At 65.1% G+C, this 16,467-nt stretch carries 13 protein-coding genes; 5 read left to right on the top strand and 8 right to left on the bottom strand.

Annotated features, from left to right (window positions below):
* Positions 1 to 66: 66 nt before the first annotated feature.
* Both B2747_RS17755 and B2747_RS17750 read right to left on the bottom strand, forming a co-directional pair.
* Positions 67 to 2,400 carry a hypothetical protein gene (locus B2747_RS17755; protein WP_291164102.1) on the bottom strand — a complete coding sequence of 778 codons (2,334 nt, stop codon included), beginning with the start codon at positions 2,398 to 2,400 and terminating at the stop codon, positions 67 to 69.
* A gap of 318 nt (positions 2,401 to 2,718) precedes the next feature.
* Positions 2,719 to 4,725 (bottom strand): serine/threonine-protein kinase, encoded by a 2,007-nt coding sequence (locus B2747_RS17750; protein ID WP_291164099.1) that lies wholly within the window; start codon positions 4,723 to 4,725, stop codon positions 2,719 to 2,721.
* A gap of 335 nt (positions 4,726 to 5,060) precedes the next feature.
* Between B2747_RS17750 and B2747_RS17745 the strand changes: the two genes are divergently transcribed.
* From B2747_RS17745 to rpsG, 3 genes are all read left to right on the top strand, one after another.
* Entirely contained in the window at positions 5,061 to 5,630 is a 570-nt protein-coding gene (locus B2747_RS17745; protein ID WP_291164096.1) for a hypothetical protein, read from the top strand.
* 228 nt (positions 5,631 to 5,858) lie between these two features.
* Entirely contained in the window at positions 5,859 to 6,263 is a 405-nt protein-coding gene (gene rpsL / locus B2747_RS17740) for a 30S ribosomal protein S12 (RefSeq protein ID WP_291164093.1), read from the top strand.
* On the top strand, positions 6,260 to 6,730 hold the full coding sequence (gene rpsG, locus B2747_RS17735) for a 30S ribosomal protein S7 (RefSeq protein WP_291164090.1): 471 nt from the start codon (positions 6,260 to 6,262) through the stop codon (positions 6,728 to 6,730). The genes rpsL and rpsG overlap by 4 nt, the downstream gene beginning before the upstream one ends.
* A 102-nt stretch (positions 6,731 to 6,832) precedes the next feature.
* Here rpsG and B2747_RS17730 read toward each other — a convergent pair whose 3' ends face one another.
* The 6 genes from B2747_RS17730 to B2747_RS17705 all read right to left on the bottom strand — a co-directional run bounded on the left by B2747_RS17730 (position 6,833) and on the right by B2747_RS17705 (position 13,388).
* A complete protein-coding gene (locus B2747_RS17730; protein WP_291164087.1) occupies positions 6,833 to 7,882 on the bottom strand; it encodes a polymer-forming cytoskeletal protein in 1,050 nt (349 codons plus the stop codon).
* Positions 7,882 to 9,171: a glycosyltransferase family 2 protein gene (locus B2747_RS17725; RefSeq protein WP_291164085.1), complete on the bottom strand. Its 1,290-nt coding sequence runs from the start codon at positions 9,169 to 9,171 to the stop codon at positions 7,882 to 7,884. The genes B2747_RS17730 and B2747_RS17725 overlap by 1 nt, the downstream gene beginning before the upstream one ends.
* Positions 9,168 to 10,055 (bottom strand): hypothetical protein, encoded by an 888-nt coding sequence (locus B2747_RS17720; RefSeq protein WP_291164082.1) that lies wholly within the window; start codon positions 10,053 to 10,055, stop codon positions 9,168 to 9,170. The genes B2747_RS17725 and B2747_RS17720 overlap by 4 nt, the downstream gene beginning before the upstream one ends.
* A gap of 70 nt (positions 10,056 to 10,125) precedes the next feature.
* A complete protein-coding gene (locus tag B2747_RS17715) occupies positions 10,126 to 10,947 on the bottom strand; it encodes a YaiO family outer membrane beta-barrel protein (RefSeq protein WP_291164079.1) in 822 nt (273 codons plus the stop codon).
* Between the two features lies 1 nt (position 10,948).
* On the bottom strand, positions 10,949 to 12,157 hold the full coding sequence (wecB, locus tag B2747_RS17710) for a non-hydrolyzing UDP-N-acetylglucosamine 2-epimerase (protein ID WP_291164076.1): 1,209 nt from the start codon (positions 12,155 to 12,157) through the stop codon (positions 10,949 to 10,951).
* A gap of 199 nt (positions 12,158 to 12,356) precedes the next feature.
* Complete coding sequence (locus tag B2747_RS17705) at positions 12,357 to 13,388, bottom strand: PEP-CTERM sorting domain-containing protein (protein WP_291164073.1); 1,032 nt, start codon at positions 13,386 to 13,388, stop codon at positions 12,357 to 12,359.
* Positions 13,389 to 14,013: 625 nt separating this feature from the next.
* Here B2747_RS17705 and fusA point away from each other — a divergent pair.
* Both fusA and B2747_RS17695 read left to right on the top strand, forming a co-directional pair.
* Entirely contained in the window at positions 14,014 to 16,134 is a 2,121-nt protein-coding gene (gene fusA, locus B2747_RS17700) for an elongation factor G (protein ID WP_291164071.1), read from the top strand.
* A 39-nt stretch (positions 16,135 to 16,173) separates the two neighbouring features.
* The coding region (locus B2747_RS17695) for a GTP-binding protein (protein ID WP_291164068.1) at positions 16,174 to 16,467 on the top strand (294 nt) is incomplete at its 3' end.

Here is a 16,467-nt window from a genome sequence, read left to right as displayed (position 1 = left end):
GTTGCTCACATCTCATCCTCTATTTCTGTCTCATCTCCCACATCTCACATCCCATCTCCCCAAGTCTCAATCCTTTGGAGGCGGAACGAAGAAGGGCATGGTCGGCCCTTTCACTTCAATGCGCTTTTGCAGTGACGGCACCAGCAGCCTCACTCCCACACTGCGCGAGACCTGTCGTCCACTCACGAGATCAGTGACCGTCACCGAGATCACGTGTCGCCCAAACGCCGCGTTGTCGGGCAGCGGAATCTTCACGTGTTCCACCTGCACGGGCCGCACTGGCGCCTCGCGGGTGTAGTTGAGTGAGGAGGCGTCGGGTTCAGCTGCCACCACTTTGGCGGAGGCCTTGGTGCCTTGCGTGAGCGCATCACGTACGTCGTCCGTGATGACGCGCGCTCCCTGTTCGCGCTGAATCTCCACCTTCCAGCGCACGCGGCCATCCTGCCCGGGAGTGAGCTCGTAAATCTCCCACAACAACGAGAAGCGCTGCTTGGGCAGCACCACCCCCGCATTGGCCGTGATGCGGAAGTCCGACCAACGCTGCGCTGGCACTCGCGCTTCCACCGCATTGCCCGTGGCCAGGACATCACTCATGCCGAATCCGCTCACCGGAATCTTGATGGCGGCGTCGGACGTGAACTGCATGACGCCGCGCGCCCCGGATCCGAACGAGGGCTCCAGCGCCTCCACCCGATGCATGATTTCGCCCGTACCGGTGCGTGCACGCCACGCGTGCGTGAGCGCAATGGTGCGCGACGGAGGCAGAGCGCTCTGCGTCTGGGTCTCAATGATTGGCTCGCCCTGCGGCGTGCGCAGAAAGAGCGTAGACGTGATCTTCGCATCCGGTCGCATACGTGGCGTGTCGCGATGCGGGAAGCTGCGCAGTGGCACGCGACCCTCGACATACATGTCGATGGAATCTCCCGGTGCACGGAAGCGTGCGAGCATCACGTCGATGGTGTCCATGCGCCCCACGAAGGGCACACCGGTCCAACGCGCACGCTGCACTTCCACACATTCACTGGCCTTGCGTGCTGGCGGTGGACAGTCGCGTGGATCGACATCGACCACGTCCCAGTAACCAATAAGCCCGGCACGCTGCCGCCCTCCGCTGAACGCGCGCCACCAGTCGAACGAGTGGGTGATGGCGATCCCCTGTGCCAAGCCATCCCAGTGGCGGACGTAATGCCGATGCACACCCCGGTCACGCACAAAGGTCCAGCGCGGAGACGGAGCGCCGCGCCGCACATGCATGCGACCCGTCGCGGTTTCGCTTCCGCTCTGACCGGTATTGGCCACGTTCGCATAGAGATAGTCCGCCTCGGCCACACGCGCCCGTCGCGCCAGGCGCAGTTCATTCACGCGTGTGCTCCACATGGGGTCGAGCACGAGCCAGCCACGACGCTCGATGGCCTCACGTGTGCTGGGCAGAAAACCGTAGCGCCAGACGTCGTCATCACGCGTGAGCACATCATCAAAGCCGTCGAATCGCGCCGAGTCCGCGGAAGGCAACAGGCGCACCACCGAGTCGAACACGGCCGACACCGCATCCAGTTTGTCCAGTGCGAGACCGCTCTTGTGATAGCGCGCCAACGCCGTCGCCATGACCACGGCTGAATCACGGGGGGCAAGTTGCTGCAGGGCGGTGGCCGCCGAGTCGAGCGCGTCCCAGTCGCGCGTGGCCACCCACGGCGCAAGCGCCAACCGCAATACCTGCGAACGCCCTGGCACTGGGGTGAACTCTGCCAGACGCGTGTAGAGCCGTGCGGTCCATTCCGCTTCGGACACGCCCAACTCACGAGATGCCGGGGGCACGGGCGGCAAGACCATGAGCGGCGGCACCGACACGTCGAGCTTGTGCACCGCGTGCTCGTCGTCTGACACCGCTTGCAGCGGACGCTCGAGCCTGGCCTGCGCACGCACCCACATTTCGCCGGCGAAATACTCGAGGGCGTCGCGCACACTCGCGGTGTCACCAGCCGCGAGGAAGCGTGCGAGATCCGCGTCGAACTCGCGCAGCGCCAGCGCGCGCAACGAAGGTCGCAGGTGGAGCAGATTCCACGCGGCCCATTCGGCCTTCCAGCGCAGGGGCACCGTATCGGACAACTTGATGGCCAGACGCCACGCCAGGTTGCCACACATGCCAACCGGCGTCAGGCTGTCGAACGGTACGCGTTGATTGCGCTCCGCATGTCGGCGCGCCGTGGCCACCGCGACCTCAGCGCTGCTGTGCGCGTCGATCGGAATGCACTGCGTGTGGATGGCGTTGAGCAGCTTCCGTCCCAACGGGGGACGCCGCCCCAGCGTGTCCGTGGTGATGAGGATGAACGACAGCTCGGTGTCGCTGAATCCGTTGATGCCTGCAGGCAGGGAATCCGCTGCGCTCGGATCGCTGGGCATGAGGCTGTCAATCGGCGCCGGCGCCCCCGTTCCGGGCATCACACCCGTGCCAAGCGACGGCGAAAAGTCCGCCGGCCTGGTTCCGCGCTCAAGACGCGCCAGGTCCCGCGAATTGGCGCGGCATGATGCGCCGGTGATCGCACAGAGAACCGCCAGACACAGTGTTACCGGCCGACGCATTGCATACTCCGACGGACAGGACTGAGGGAGGGACCGCGCAGGAGGGGGACGCGACGATGCCTGCTACCCGCCATCAGCGCTGAGGTTCACCGGCGAACGTCACCGGAGCGGTTCACCGAATGGGTTCACCGAATCGGTTCACCGAATGGGTTCACCCGCCGGCCCCCGGCTCCCACGACGCGCGGCCATGGTGGCGGCCGTATCCAGCCAGGCCGTCACCTGCCGGCGCGCCATTTCCATGGCCTTGGCCGGCTCGGTGGCCGAGAAGACTTCCTCTGTGCCCTTGGAGAAGCGGCCCGTACGTACATCGGTAAGCATGGTAATCAGCAGCAGCGTGTCGCCGCGTGCAGCGAGCACACCACTCACCACATAGTCCGCGCGCAGCGCCCAGCCCACTGACATGCGATCGGGCAGCGAACGCAACGCCTTCTCTACCATGTCTTCAGGTACCACGTCAAAGCGCTCGGCGCTGATGCCGCTGCGCAATTCGTCAGCGAGTCCGCGTGACATGCTGCTGTACTTGCCACTGCCCGTGGAGTTGGTGTAGGGCGTGACGACGACGCGCAGCCGCGCATCACGTGGCGGCGCCATGAGCGGCATAACCGTGCTCGGCGCCACCGGACGCGTGGGCGTGAAGCGAAAGCTGCGCGGTGACGCTGCCATGGCGGAATCGAGATGCCGCATGGCCCGCGCCATGGAGTCGGCAAAGATGCGACCGACCTCCGCCCTGATGAGCGCGCGATCGATTTCCGTCACACCGTCGATGGTGCGCACATACACCCGTGCGTTGCTCCCGCTGCCCACAGCGCCCAAGGGGATGCCGATGGTATCGCCCGAAGCGACGACACGCTCGTTGGTGGCGGTGCCGCTGCGGCGCGGAGTCACGGCACCCGAAACGGACGCTGGTGCCGGCAACGGTGCCGCAGCCCGTTCCTCCTGCTGACGCTTCCGCACGGCCTCGGCAATCGCCAGCGACTCGGCGCGCGTGATGACCAGCGGCAGAGTGAGCGACGGGGCTGCATCACCCATGGCGCGAAACACGGGCGCGCTGCTGTCGCCGACGACGGCAGTGTCGCCGTCATTGCCCACCGCGATGTCCATGCTGCGGGCACCGGCTCCCGGGCCTATGTCACGTGCGCGCAGGGCGTCAGGGCTGCGTCCGCTAGCCCCTGAACTCTCGCGCGAAGCCTGCCAGGGGCGCGCCGTCATGGCCCACAGCGCAGCGGCCGCCCCCAGCGTACCGACGGTGAGCCAGAGCGCGGTCCGACGTGGCCGACGCGGCGGCGCCAACATTGCACCGGACATGGGCGGCAGGGCCTCGAGCTCAGCGAGCAGCGCCGTGGCCGTGGCCGGCCGCTTGCCCGCGTCCTTTTCGAGACAGTGCATGATGAGCGTCGACAGCGACTCGGGGATGTCGCTGAAGGTGCGATGCGGCGGCTCCGGCATCTGGGTGAGCTGCGCCGCCAGCGTGGCCTGCGGTGAAGTGCCCGCAAACGGGCCCTTTCCGGTCAGCAGCTCGTACGCCAGAAGCCCCACCGCATAAAGATCCACACGATGATCAGCGGCCGGGTCGGCAGCCAGTTGCTCGGGCGCCATGTAGGCCGGCGTACCTATGGCCATGCCTGTCGTGGTGCCACCCGGCACAGGGCTGGCCGCACTGAGCGCCTTGGCCACACCGAAGTCGGTGACCAGCGCGTGCATACCCGACGTGAGAATGTTGTCGGGCTTGATATCGCGATGCACGACACCGCGCGCATGGGCGTAGGCCAGCGCGTCCACGACATCATGGAGAATGCGCACCACATCGCGCGCGGACAGCCGCTCTTGCCGCGTGAGCGTGCCGCGCAGCGACTCGCCCTCGACGTAGGGCATGGAGAACCACAGCAGGCCCCGGTCATCGCCCGCCGAGAGCAGCGGGACGATATGCGGATGCTGCAGCTGCGCCGCGAGCTGTATTTCGCGGCGGAAGCGCTCGACGTTCACGCCGGCGGCCAGTTCGGGCGGCAGCACCTTGATGACCACGCGTCGCTGCAGGGCCCGCTCGGTGGCCACGAAGACGCGGGACATGCCGGCGCCGCCGAGTTCCCGTTCAATCTGGAAGTCGGTGTCGAGTGCCTGCTGAAGTCGGGCCTGAAAATCGCTCACGGGTATCGGGACCAGCGGTGAATCGGGATGTGGAACCTATGGCACGATATGGCGTCAAAACGAAACGGGCCATATCGTAGCGCCCCAGAACCCGCCGCTTTGTCCCTCACGGCTCGGCTTCACACCTCGGCGCTCTTGCCGAAGGTGAGACACCGCAGCTCCCCCGAATGATGCATCAGGAGTCGGCCATGCGTATGCTCCACCCTCTCTGGCGCTCTACGTTCTTCGCAGCCCCTGTGATTCGCCAATCGGGGGACGCGGCTACATCGGGGGGCGTTAAGGCGGGTGGTCGGCAAATACCCAGGCCCCGTTCCGGATGGGCCACCGCGAGCCTGTTGGCCTTCAGCGCCCTATTGGGGGCCTGTGCCTCGGGTGGCGGCAGTGGCAGCGCCGCGGCGCGGCCGGACGACATGGGGGGCAGTCGTGTCCAGACCGCCGTGCTGCAGGGCATGTCGGGTTCGGCCACCGGGGTCAACATGGTCACCAATACTTCGGTCAACCGCCTCGTGGTGCCCGCCGCGCCCGACGCCGCCTTTCAGGCGCTGGCGGCGGCCTACGGCACACTCAAGATCCCGGTCACTGACCTCAATCAGGCGGCAAGGACTGTGGCCAACCAGGCGTACCGCGTCAGGCGCCGCATTGGCGACGTGCCCACCATGCGGGCGGTGGATTGCGGTGGGGACAGCGGCATGCCCAATGCCGAGACCTATCAGCTCACCCTCACCATCCAGTCGCGGGTGGTGGCCGGCGATGCGCCCGGCACCAGCGTCATCGAAAGCACCGTGGAGGGCACGGGACGCAATCCCACCACGGCCGCGTCCAGCGATGTGCGGTGCAACTCGATCGGCGGGTTGGAGAAGCGGATCGGCGAGCTGGTCAAGGCCAGCCTGGCGGGTGGCAAGTAGGCCGGCCACGCCCGGCCCGGTACCGGGCTCATGGATCGGCCCCAGGGAGAGCTGAAAGTGACCGGAAAAGGGTGGGGAGCGGTTGACCCGCCCTCCGGTCCTGCCTAAGCTTAGGGTTCTGTTCCGTGCCGCCTCGCATTCGGACCTCAGTTTGTTGGCGAGGCGATCCACGTAGAAGTCGGCGTACGAACTTCCCATCGGCCTGTGTCGATGGGCCACCAGACCCTGATGCCTACGATCAACCAGCTGGTCCGCCGCGCCCGAAAGGACGTGGTGGAGAAGTCCAAGGCACCCGCGCTCAAGAGCAATCCGTTCAAGCGTGGCGTGTGCACCCGCGTCTATACCACGACGCCCAAGAAGCCCAACTCGGCGCTGCGCAAGGTTGCGCGTGTTCGTCTCACGAACCAGCTCGAGGTCACCGCGTACATTCCCGGTGAAGGCCACAACCTGCAGGAACACTCGATCGTGCTCGTGCGCGGCGGCCGTGTGAAGGACCTGCCGGGCGTGCGTTACCACATCGTCCGCGGTACGCTCGACGCCTCGGGCGTCAACGGCCGCAATCAGAGCCGTTCGAAGTACGGCACCAAGCGCCCCAAGCCGGGCCAGGCCGCTGCGGGAGGTAAGAAGAAGTGAGCCGTCGCAAGAGTGCCGTGAAGCGCGTCGTGTTGCCTGATGCGCGCTATGACAGCCAGACTGTCTCGAAGTTCATCAACAACCTGATGTCGCAGGGCAAGAAGTCCACCGCGGAAGGCATCTTCTACAGCGCGATGGACATCGTCGAAGCCAAGACGAGCCAGCCGGGTGTGGGCGTGTTCAAGCAGGCGCTCAACAACCTCAAGCCGGTCATCGAGGTCAAGAGCCGCCGCGTTGGTGGTGCCACCTACCAGGTGCCCGTGGAAGTCCGTCAGGACCGCCGTACGGCGCTGGCCATGCGCTGGCTCATCTCGTACTCGCGCGATCGCAACGAGAAGAGCATGCCCGAGAAGCTCGCTGCCGAAGTGCTGGCTGCGGCGCGTGGCGAAGGCAATGCCATCAAGAAGAAGGAAGACACGCACCGCATGGCCGAGGCCAACAAGGCCTTCGCGCACTATCGCTGGTAAGGTCTTTCGCTACGGCGAATACACAACGGGGCCCCGGATTCAATCCGGGGCCCCGTTGCTTTTGCGCCAGCCATCGGCGTGCCGCCGCTAACGTCACTGCCACTACGCCACGGTCAGCCCGTTCTCACTGGCCATGACGGCGCCATAGACGGTTGCACCCGGCAGCAGACGCACGACCGGTGCCGTGATGGTTGTGGGCTTGGTGCTGCTGCCCACCACCACCGCCTCCACCACAATGGCTTCCTCGGAGATGATGGGGCCGGTGACGCGTGCGCCGCGCTCGAGCGTGATGCGCTTGCGTGCAGACAGTGAGCCGGTCACCACCGCACCGCTGCGCACGATGATTTCGTCGTGTGCCTTGAGTGAACCCGTCACGCGTGCGCCGTCGTTGACGACGATGGATCCGGTCGCAATGGCGGAGCCAATGAACGCTGAACCAGCGGTGATGGGCAGGCCACCATCGATGCGCCAGTATGCGGGCGCCAACTGCTTGCCGTAGCTGGGCACAAAGCGCTCATAGGCGCCCGTGGGTAGCGTGGGAGCTTCAACCGTCTCGACATCAGTCACGCGAATGACACCGGCTTCGAGTCGCTCGAAGGTAACGTCGGTGCCCAACACGATCGTGCGTTCGGCCGTGGCGCGTCCGAGCAGGCGACAATGATTGGCCACCTCGAGTCGGCCCTTGGCGTGCACCCAGCGCAGCACGGTGGAGCGTTCGCCGAGGTACACGTCGCGCTGCCCCAGCAATGCCCGATACACCACACCGTTACTGCCGCGCACCGTGAGGCGCGCCAACACCTCGGTGGCCAGCTCACAGTCTTCGGGCAGCGGTGTGCTGTCCATCAGCACGACCATGTCTTCGATGGGCTTGCGCTGCTTGACCAGCGGCGCGCCCTGCGAATGCGACAGCACGGGCGTGCCATCACCAAGCCGCGGCGGCACCATGGTGCCCAGCAGGCCTTCACGCTGCGCGCGCTTGGTGAACGAGTCGGCGAAATACGTGAGCTTGCCCGCGTCGTTGCCAACGGCGCTCAATGGCGCTGCATCGCGCGGTCGCAGCAACTCCATGAACGCGGGAATGAGGGGCAGCGCCATCCACGCGAACAGCGCCAGCAGCAGCAGGGCGAAGGCCATGCCTGGTGTGGTCGGCATCAAAGGCGCCCTCCGTTCCCGCCCACGTTGGCACGGCCTTCACGGTGCCGCTCGGTCTTCTGCCACTGCACCGGACGGCCACGCAGCCACGACGCGCGGGACAGCGACGCGCGACCCACGGCAAAGGTGCTCACGAGGAAGCCGAGGAAGAGGAATGGCAGCATACGAATGCGTTCGCGCGATCCATCGAGACGACTGGCGGCAGCCACCTGGAAGAACGCGGCGAAGTTGCCGACGGTGTTGAACGACGAGATCGCGAGCACGGTGAAGCGCCCCCACTCGGGCGGATAGCCGGCGAAGAACAGAATGATGGTGCAGAGCCAACCCACGGCGAGCACCAGGGGCACGACAAACACGCCGAGCAGCAACGCGCCGTCGATCACCTGTGCCAGAGGCAGGCGCGAGCGATTGGTGAGCAGCGCGGCCACATACCGACGCAGCGCCTGATTGTGCCCCTTGGCCCAGCGCTTGATCTGCCGGATGCGCGACTCCCAGGTCTCGGGCACTTCTTCGTAGCACTCCGAGCGATTCTGGTACACGACCTCCCAACCGGCGATCACCAGGCGCACCGTGAGGTCGGTGTCCTCGGCCAGCGAGTCCACGTTCCAGCCGCCCACGTGTTCGAGCGCCGCGCGGCGCACGCCACCCACGGTGCCGCCGTACTGCGGCACGAGACGCAGGTTCATGCGGGCCTGCTGGTCCACCTGATAGCCGCCGGCGCGCTCGAGGTCGAGCAGACGCGTGAGCAATGACAGCCCCACGTTGAGTGGCACGACGCGGCCCATGACCGCGCCCACTTCCGCGTCGAAGAACGGCGCGACGAGCTGCTTGAGCAGACGTTCACCGGGGATGTAGTCGGCATCGAACACCAGGAAGATTTCATCCTGATGCAGCGCCATCGCGTCAGCCAGCGCCGCGGCCTTGCCGGGAATGCCTTCGTCACGCAGGAAGGGAATGATGCGCCCCGGATAGTTCTCAGCGTACTCCTTCAGGATGTTGCGCGTGTCATCCGTGGAGCGGTCATCCACCGGCACGATCTTGAGCCGGTCCTCGGGATAGTCGCAGGTGAGCAGCGCATCGAGTGAATCACGGATGACGCGCTCCTCGTTGTGCGCCGGCACAAACACCACGAGTGAAGGCCAGTCGGCCTGAATGACGTCGACGAAGGGCTGACGATGCCGTCCGAACAGGCGATTGAGCGTGAAGAAGTAGTGCCGCAGGGTGTAGATCGCGAGGATCACGATGCACACCCAGAGTCCCACGTTGGCAAAGCCGACCAGTGTGTTCATGGACGGCCCCCGAGGCCCAGACGCCGCACCAGCATCGAGCCGTAACCGAGGGCGCGAATGATCTGCGAGCCGATGGGCGTGATGGCCCGCACCGACTGCGGCGTGGGGGTGGGACGCGGACGGTCTTCGGGGTAGCGCGTCGGCATGGTGGGCGGGCGTCGCTCCACCGAATCAAGCACGCCACCCGATCGCCAGCTCATGCCCCAGCCATAGAGCGCCACGTACACGAATACGTCGAGCAGCACGCCGAAGACCAGAAACAGCATGGGCATCGCCAACAAGGAGGCGCGATGGATGACCCAGGTATGCACGGCCGCCTGCAGCGGCAGCAGGACGCTCAGGTGGGCCAGCAGCAGCGTGCCCATGGCGACCTTCTGCCAGAGCAGGAAATCGAAGATGTGGAAGGTGAACGCCACCAGAAACGGCGAGAGCACCAGAATGACCACACCGCAGATGAGCAACCCGGCCGTGTATGACGGGAGGTCGTAGGTGAACGGCGGCGCGGCAAAGGTAAACCAGAGCTGCGCCGTCAGCTGAATGGCCGCGAGAAAGCGCAACAGGTAACCGAAGGGCAGCCAGCGGTCCTTGAGAAAGAAGCTGACGGCGAAGAGCACGACGGTGACCAGCCATCCCGTCTGCAGATCGCGCGGCTCGGGCCAGAAGCTGCCCGCCGTGAAGTACGGAATGGCCACGCCAAGCGGCCCCACTTCGAAGACCCGCGTCGATACCACGCCGGGGAGTCCGAGGGGGTCGCGAATGGCATTGAAGAACTCGCGCCATGCGCCCATGAGCGGGTCGAGCAGCGCGAACATGGCCACCGCGAACATCATCGGCAGCACGAAGAGATCGACGAGCAGGGTCCAGGAGATCTCGAGGCCGATCATCGCGCGGTGTGGCGCGATGCGCCCGCCGCGGAACCCACGATCACGCAATTGGTCTATGCGCCGGGACGGCTTACCAGTAACGCGCGACACCGAGGGTCACTCCGGTTCGAGAGAAGAACGGATTGACGTAGCGGTCGCCCTGCAGACTGAGGGCCCACTGCGTCGTGAGCTTTTCGCGCCAGGCCAGCGCATACTCCTGCGAATGAAAGCGCCGGAGCGTCGTGTTCGCGGAGATGATCTGCCAGCCCTCACTGCCGCCCCCCACACGCACCGAAAAACTGCGACGCGGTGAGGGTGTGAGAATGCTCACCCCCTGAAGGCGGTGCGAGCGGATGGTGCCGGGCTGACTGGTGTTGTACCGCCCCGACACTTCGAGCAGCAGCGCCTTGGGGGCAAACCACGCAATCGATCCGGTGGCAGCCACATCGTACAACTCGAACGGCGATTTGACGTACGAACCGCCGCCGGTGACCTGCCACTCCTTGCGCGCGCCGAGTCTGAGACCGACTTGTGCATCGCTGCGCAGACGCGGCAGAATGGGCGACCCGTCGCCCACATTCACGCCAATGACGTGAAAGAGCCGTGCGTTCCAGTCGTGCCGATGGGCGGCGCCCACCTGGATGCCCTGTTCACGGAAGCCGCGCAGCGCGAGCACCTCACCGTAGAACGTGTCCATGGCACGCGGGTTGACCACACGCGCGTAAGCGCCGGACCAGTCACCAAAATCATTGGTGACACGTTGGGCAAACGCATTCACCTCCGCCCATGAGCCGGGGAGCCCGCCGGCAAGTGGGGCCTGGGCGTCACTGCGTTGCGGCCAGAGCAGGGCGGTCAGGACAAGGGCCGCCGCCCGGGTACGCATCGCGCGCACCGACAGAGAAAGGCGCAGCATATCAGCTGGCACCCGACAGACGTTCCAGCGTGGCGTTCACCTGGTCATGATCAAGGCGGCGCGGGCCGCGACGCTCAGGCGGATGACGCAGCAGCGTGTCGATGACTTCCGCAATGCGAAACGCGGCGCGTCCATCGCCGAACGGATTGCGGCCGGAGGAGCGTTGGGTGTACAGCGCGTGGTCGGTAAGCAACGCCGACGTGCGGGCGAGAATGCGTGTGGCATCGGTTCCCACCAGCTCACCAAAACCGGCGTGCACCACTTCGGGGCGCTCGGTGGTATCGCGCAAGATGAGAATGGGCTTGCCGAGCGTGGGCACCTCTTCCTGGATGCCACCGGAGTCGGAGAGCACGAAGTGCGAACGCCGCAGCAGTTCGAGCAGCTCGGGATAGGGCAGCGGATCGAGCAGGTGAATGCGCGGAATGCCGGCGAGCCGCGCGTGTACCACGTCACGTACGCGCGGGTTGAGGTGCACGGGGAAGGCGATGTGCACGTTGGCATGCAGGCGCACAATGGCTTCGAGTGCGTCGCAGATGGCCTCGAGATGTTCACCCAGCGATTCGCGGCGGTGTACCGTGGTCACGAGCACCTGACTGTCATCCCAGGGGATGCCATTCAGTGCCGCGGTCTCGAACGTTTCCCGACGCGGAATCATGTGCATGGCATCGACCACCGTGTTGCCGGTGACGAAGATGTCGCTCTCCGGGATGCCTTCGGAGATGAGGTTGTTGCGCGCCTCGTTGGTGGGCGCGAAATGCACATTCGCCGTGCAGGTGGCGATGCGGCGGTTCACTTCCTCGGGGAAGGGACTCGACAGATCGAAAGACCGCAGGCCGGCTTCGATGTGTCCGATGGGAATGCCCTGGTAGAATCCCGCGAGACAGGCGGCCGTCACCGTGGACGTATCTCCCTGGACAAGCAGGAAGTCCGGTCGGTGCTCGAGGAAGCACTCGGTGAGGGCGGCCATGGCGCGCGAGGTGAATACGCCCAGGTTCTGCCCGTTCTGCATGAGGCCAAGATCGATGTCGGGTTCTATGCCGAAGACATCGAGCGCCTGTTTGAGCATTTCGCGGTGCTGCGTGGTGGCAATGACGAGCGCCTCGAGATGCGGATGCTCGCGGATGGCCGCGACGACCGGGGCCATCTTGATGGCTTCGGGGCGCGTGCCGATGACCAGGCAGACGGTGTGCTTCACGGGAGGGGCGGACATGTGAACACGTCGAGGAGGGAGACGCCGGGTGTCGCAGCGGCGCCAGGAGCGACCCTGTCATCGGACAGGAACCCGCCGTCATGTGGCGGGCCGAAAGCCGTCCCACGGTACCACGAACGAACGCCCGGCCCGTCACAGAGACGGGCCGGGCGCAATATGGCGAGCAGGTCTGCGGAGGGTTAGTCCGCTGCGCACATTTTTATCCGTTCATGCGACGGCGACGGCGCGTTGCCGCAAGACCCGCGAGGCCGAGACCGAGCAGGGCGATCGACGAGGGCTCGGGAACTGGAACGAAGTCGAAGTTCGTGTTGACGGCATAACCGTCCTGACCGGTGAAGCCCATGCGGACGTTGTCGACGGCGCCATGCCACGGAAGCGGCCACTGGCTGCCCACACCGACGGCAATGCCGATGACTTCGACGTTCGCGCCGAACAGGCATCCGTTCTCGCTGAACAGGTTGGCCGCATTGGCCGCATCCACACCACCCGCCCAGAAGCTCATTTGCGATGAGCAGGAGCCGTTCTGGCTGTAGCCCGCCGTGCCGTTCTGCGCGGGAGGCGCCACGTACCAGAAGTTGCCCAACTGCATCTGGCCCTGGGTGACCCACTTGTCTACCGTGGTCTTGTTGTTCGCGCAGTTCACCTGATCGGCGCCAAGGGCGCACTGGTTGTAGTAGCCTTCCCACACCAGTTCACTCAGCACATCGGGCTTGCCGTCGCGGTATTCGCGCAGCTGCAGGCGCAGCACCGGCGTCTTGTAGGCCCAGTCGGCGGGCGTGATGGGCTTGTTGTCGGTGTTCTGCACGCTGCCCACCGGCGCATCCCAACCCGACAGGCCGGTACGGTACCAGTCGAAGGAGAGCGCGCTCAGCTTCTCCAGATTGCCGAACGAGGCGCCGGTGTTGATGGTGTTGGCCGCGCTGCCGCCGGCATACAGATAGTAGAAGGCCCAGTCGTCGTAGCCGGCGGTGATGGAGCCGTTGCCGGTCACCGACAGCTCGAGCGACCCGCTTCCGACGTTGCCATAGCCGCCGCTGCACGGCCCGATGGTCTCGGTGCCGCAGGGCAGGGCAGTGGTGACCTGTGCCGATCCGCCAGCCTGCTGGGAATAGGTCCAGTTGGTGGGGTCGCCGAGCACGGACGTACCATTGGGGCCGACCACCTGTCCCTGCGCGAGCAGGGTGGTGGGCAGCGACAGGAGTCCGATGGACAGCAGGGTCGTGAACTTCATGGTAGGCCTCATGACCTGGTAATGTAGCGGAGCGGTAGCGAGCTGCGCTGCTCCTGGCCCTGTGAAGTGCATCACGCGTACCAGAGCCGGCCTCGACCATACCCTGTCATCACAGCTTGCGGCTGAGTCCGTTGTGGAAAGATAGTGGTAAGTGTTTGTTGGTCAACGTTTTGTGCACCAATCTCCGAGGCGTCGTCTGTCACAGAACTGAACCCCGCCATGGATGTGTGACCTTTGGCATGGGCTCAAAACTGCTGCATTGGTGAAACAACTGGGTGCCCTACTGTTGCAGACGCTCCACGCGGCTGCGCTTCATGTAAACGCGGGGCTCCAAATCGGCGCCCGCGGCGCGGCAAAACGCACAGGTACCACGCCTTGACAGCGCCGCCTGGATTAGTGAACTTGTGAGTCTGCACCAAAACGCAGTCAATTCGACGTCACCAGTTGGAGTCGGCAGTTCTTCGACAGGTGGCGCGCTTGGGTCCCCACTCGCGCAGCAGCGGCGAGCGTACCCGGCGACAGCGGATGGATACCGCTCCCCACATGGGAGGTCTGGTCCAGCCGTTTTTTTGCTGGTTCACTTTCGTTTTCCACTGCGCCGCCCTGGCGGCGCTGACCGACGACTATGCCGCGTACGACCCCGCTCGAGCACTACCGAAATATCGGCATCATGGCGCACATCGATGCCGGCAAGACGACGACCACCGAGCGCATCCTCTATTACACGGGGAAGTCGCACAAGATCGGTGAAGTCCACGATGGCGCCGCCACCATGGACTGGATGGAGCAGGAACAGGAGCGCGGCATCACGATCACGTCGGCCGCGACGACCTGCTTCTGGCAGCGCCATGGCCAGAGCGACAAGAAGGGTGACGGTCCGGAGTACCGGATCAACATCATCGACACGCCGGGCCACGTGGACTTCACCGTCGAAGTGGAGCGTTCGCTCCGCGTGCTCGACGGCGCCGTCACGCTGCTCGACTCCGTCGCCGGCGTGGAGCCGCAGACCGAGACCGTGTGGCGTCAGGCCGATCGCTATCGCGTGCCGCGCATGATCTTCTCGAACAAGATGGATCGTGTGGGCGCGAACTTCGATCGCTGCCTCGCCATGATCCGCGACCGCCTGAGCAAGCGCGCGTTCCCGCTGCAGCTGCCGGTCGGTTCGGGTGAGACGTTCACGGGCCACATCGACGTGCTCGAGCGCAAGCAGTACATCTTCCATGACGAGACGATGGGCAAGACGTTCTCGGTGGTCGAAGTGCCGGCTGAGTTCAAGGACGCGTGCGAGCAGGCCCGCCACGAGGCCATCGAAGCCGCCGTCGAATACGACGAAGCGCTGATGGAGAAGTACCTCGCGGGTGAGGAGCTTTCGATGGCCGAGATCCGTCAGGCCATCCGCAAGGCGACCATCGCGATGGAATTTATCCCGGTCTTCTGCGGCGCCTCGTTCAAGAACAAGGGCGTGCAGGCGCTTCTCGACGCCGTGATCGATTACCTCCCGGCGCCGATCGACGTCCCGGCCATCCAGGGGCACCTGCCGCACCACGACGAAACGTTCATCGATGCGCCGATCAAGGACGACGCGCCGTTCGCGGCGCTGGCGTTCAAGATTGCCACCGACCCGTTCGTCGGAAAGCTGACCTTCTTCCGCGTGTATTCGGGCGTGCTCAACTCGGGCAGCTACGTGTACAACAGCACGAAGGACAAGCGCGAGCGTGTGGGCCGTCTGCTCCAGATGCACGCCAACAAGCGCGAGGAAATCGAGGAAGTGCGCGCCGGTGACATCGCCGCCGCCATCGGTCTCAAGGACACGCGCACGGGCGACACGCTGTGCACGGAAGACAATCCGCTCATCCTCGAGGCCATGAAGTTCCCGGCCCCCGTCATCGACGTGGCCATCGAGCCGAAGACGAAGGCCGACCAGGACAAGTTGGCCATCGCGCTGCAGAAGCTGGCTGAGGAAGATCCGACGTTCCGCGTGCGCTCCGATGCCGAGACCGGTCAGACGATCATCGCCGGCATGGGTGAGCTGCACCTCGAGATCATCGTCGACCGCATGATGCGCGAGTTCAAGGTCGACGCGAACGTGGGTCGCCCGCAGGTGGCCTACCGTGAGACGATCAAGAAGCGCGTCGAAAAGGTGGAAGGCAAGTTCGTCCGTCAGTCGGGCGGTAAGGGTCAGTACGGTCACGTGGTCATCAACATGGAGCCGTCCGAACAGGGCCAGGGCTTCGTGTTCGAAGACAAGATCGTGGGCGGCGTGATCCCGCGTGAGTACATCGGACCGGTCGAGCAGGGCATCAAGGAAGCCCTCGAGAACGGTGTCCTCGCCGGCTATCCGGTGGTGGACGTGAAGGTCCAGCTGACCTTCGGTTCGTACCACGAAGTCGACTCGTCGGAAATGGCGTTCAAGATTGCCGGGTCCATGGCGTTCAAGGAGGCCGCGAAGGCGGCCAGCCCCTGCCTGCTGGAGCCGGTGATGAAGGTCGAGGTCGTGAGCCCCGAAGCGTACATGGGCGACGTCCTCGGCGATCTCTCCTCGCGGCGCGGCAAGATCGGCGGCATGACGCAGCGTGGTGAGGCGCAGGTCATCTCGGCCACGGTGCCGCTGGCGGAGATGTTCGGCTACTCGACGCGTCTGCGCAGCATGTCGCAGGGGCGCGCGGTCTACTCGATGGAGTTCTCGCACTACGAAGAAGTGCCGAAGTCGAAGGCCGAAGAGATCATCAGCAAGGTGAAGGCGTAAGCCTCACCCCTCATTCACTACCCAAGCACAGACAGAACCATGGGCAAGGCAAAGTTCGAGCGGAACAAGCCGCACGTGAACGTGGGTACGATCGGCCACGTCGACCACGGCAAGACCACCACGACCGCGGCACTCACGAAGATCTCGTCGGACAAGGGCTACGGCACGAAGTACGTCGCCTACGACGAAGTCGCGAAGGCGTCCGAGTCGCAGGGCCGTCGTGACTCGACGAAGATCCTGACGATCGCCACGTCGCACGTGGAGTACGAGACGGAGAACCGTCACTACGCGCACGTCGACTGCCCGGGTCACGCCGACTACGTGAAGAACATG

It is taken from the genome of Gemmatimonas sp. UBA7669 (assembly GCF_002483225.1).
Taxonomy (GTDB): domain Bacteria; phylum Gemmatimonadota; class Gemmatimonadetes; order Gemmatimonadales; family Gemmatimonadaceae; genus Gemmatimonas.
The sequence above is the reverse complement of the archived record's forward strand: the minus strand, read 5'-3'. Positions and strand labels throughout refer to the sequence as shown.

Bases quoted from the DNA above. Each gene is read 5' to 3' on its own strand.
- B2747_RS17755 (WP_291164102.1), bottom strand. From the start codon at position 2,400: ATGCCCAGCGATCCGAGCGCAGCGGATTCCCTGCCTGCAGGCATCAAC.
- rpsL (WP_291164093.1), top strand. From the start codon at position 5,859: ATGCCTACGATCAACCAGCTGGTCCGCCGCGCCCGAAAGGACGTGGTG.
- B2747_RS17730 (WP_291164087.1), bottom strand. From the start codon at position 7,882: ATGCCGACCACACCAGGCATGGCCTTCGCCCTGCTGCTGCTGGCGCTG.
- B2747_RS17725 (WP_291164085.1), bottom strand. From the start codon at position 9,171: ATGAACACACTGGTCGGCTTTGCCAACGTGGGACTCTGGGTGTGCATC.
- B2747_RS17720 (WP_291164082.1), bottom strand. From the start codon at position 10,055: ATGATCGGCCTCGAGATCTCCTGGACCCTGCTCGTCGATCTCTTCGTG.
- B2747_RS17715 (WP_291164079.1), bottom strand. From the start codon at position 10,947: ATGCTGCGCCTTTCTCTGTCGGTGCGCGCGATGCGTACCCGGGCGGCG.
- wecB (WP_291164076.1), bottom strand. From the start codon at position 12,157: ATGTCCGCCCCTCCCGTGAAGCACACCGTCTGCCTGGTCATCGGCACG.
- B2747_RS17705 (WP_291164073.1), bottom strand. From the start codon at position 13,388: ATGAAGTTCACGACCCTGCTGTCCATCGGACTCCTGTCGCTGCCCACC.
- fusA (WP_291164071.1), top strand. From the start codon at position 14,014: ATGCCGCGTACGACCCCGCTCGAGCACTACCGAAATATCGGCATCATG.